The organism is Frankia sp. CcWB2 (assembly GCF_977927585.1).
Genome location: NZ_CDWRCM010000121.1, coordinates 9689 through 11472 on the forward strand (window position 1 = coordinate 9689; position 1784 = coordinate 11472).

General features: G+C 68.8%; 2 protein-coding genes. Both read left to right on the plus strand.

The features are described 5' to 3' along the window. The first annotated feature begins 40 nt into the window (after positions 1 to 40). Positions 41 to 1069, plus strand: coding sequence for a 3-isopropylmalate dehydrogenase (locus tag ACY45C_RS13700; protein ID WP_462187996.1), 1029 nt, complete (start codon positions 41 to 43; stop codon positions 1067 to 1069). Between the two features lie 218 nt (positions 1070 to 1287). Then, on the plus strand, positions 1288 to 1784 hold a 497-nt coding region (locus ACY45C_RS13705), incomplete at its 3' end, for an aminotransferase class IV (protein ID WP_462187997.1).

The window sequence follows — 1784 nt, forward strand, 5'->3', positions numbered from 1 at the left end:
GGACCCGTGCGGACCCGCGGTCGGCCGCTACAGTCGGCCCATGAGGCTTGCAGTGATCGGCGGTGACGGGATCGGCCCCGAGGTGGTGGCGGAGGGGTTGCGGGTGCTGCGCGCGGTACATCCCAAGGTCGACATGACCGAATACGACCTGGGTGCCCGGCGCTGGCACGAGACCGGGGAGACGCTGCCCGACTCGGTGCTGGAGGAACTGCGCGGTCACGACGCGATCCTGCTCGGGGCGGTCGGTGATCCCGGCGTGCCCAGCGGTGTCCTCGAGCGTGGCCTGCTGCTGCGGCTGCGGTTCGAATTCGACCATCACGTCAATCTCCGGCCGGTGCGGCTCTACCCGGGAGTCCGCTCGCCGTTGGCCGGCGATCCGGCTATCGACATGATCGTGGTGCGGGAGGGCACGGAGGGGCCGTACGCGGGCGCGGGGGGTGTGCTCCGGAAGGGGACGCCTCACGAGGTGGCGACCGAGGAGAGCCTCAACACCCGGTACGGCGTCGAGCGCGTCGTGCGCGACGCGTTCCGGCGGGCCGATCGACGCGAGCGTCGCCATCTGACTCTCGTGCACAAGAACAACGTGCTGACCAAGGCCGGCGACCTGTGGTCGCGCACCGTGGCCGAGGTGGCGCCCGAGTTCCCCGACGTGCGCGTCGACTACCAGCACGTGGACGCGGCCTCGATGTTCTTCGTGACCGATCCGGGCCGGTTCGACGTCGTCGTGACGGACAACATGTTCGGCGACATCATCACCGACATCGGCGCGGCCATCACCGGCGGGATCGGCCTGGCCGCCAGTGGCAACCTCGATCCCTCCGGTGCCCACCCGAGCATGTTCGAGCCCGTGCACGGCAGCGCCCCGGATATCGCCGGCAGGCAGCTCGCCGACCCGACGGCCACCGTCGCCTCGGTGGCGATGCTGCTCGATCATCTCGGCCACGCCGAGGAGGCGGCGAAGGTCGAGGCCGCCGTCGCATCCTCCCTGGCGGATCGTGCCGCCGCGGGAGCGGCCCAGCTGTCGACCCGGGAACGCGGCGAGGACCTCGCCGCGCGGGCGGCGGGCTGAGTCCTCGCCACCCCGGTCCTCGCGCCACCCCGCCACGCCACCGGTGGAGGCCGGATGGTTGATTGCCGCGGGGGCCCTTCCGGTCCAGGTGCGTCGTGGTTATTCTCTACGGGAGCCGTAGATCCGGTAAGATGGCAGCCGACAGGGCCCCACCACGGCGAAGATCGGCGGATTCGTCATCTCCTGTTCGCTTCGTCGTACTTTGGCCTGGAGTCGCCGTGCCTATCACCCCAACCTCGAAGATCTGGATGAGTGGAGAGTTCGTCGACTGGGACGACGCCCGCATCCACGTGCTCAACCCGACCCTGCACTACGGGTGGGGTGTGTTCGAAGGCGTCCGCTGCTACGAGACGGCCCAAGGGCCCGCCGTGTTCCGGCTGACGGACCACATCGCCCGTCTCTACCGCAGTGCCAAGATTTATGTGATGGAGCCGTCCTTCACGCCGGAGCAGGTCGTCGCGGCGACGAAGGAGACCATCGCGGTGAACGACATCGCCTCCTGCTACATCCGGCCGCTGATCTACCTCGGTTACGGTGAGATGGGGCTCAATCCGTTGCCTTCTCCTGTCGAGGTCATGATCGCGGTGTGGCCGTGGGGCGCCTACTTCGGCGAGGAGGCAGAGGAGAACGGCATCCGCGCGATGATTTCCTCCTGGAAGCGGAACGACCCGAACATCACGCCGCCGGCGGCCAAGGCGTCCGGGCAGTACCTCAA

Coding starts and splice junctions, on each gene's coding strand:
- ACY45C_RS13700 (WP_462187996.1), top strand. CDS start 41: ATGAGGCTTGCAGTGATCGGCGGTGACGGGATCGGCCCCGAGGTGGTG.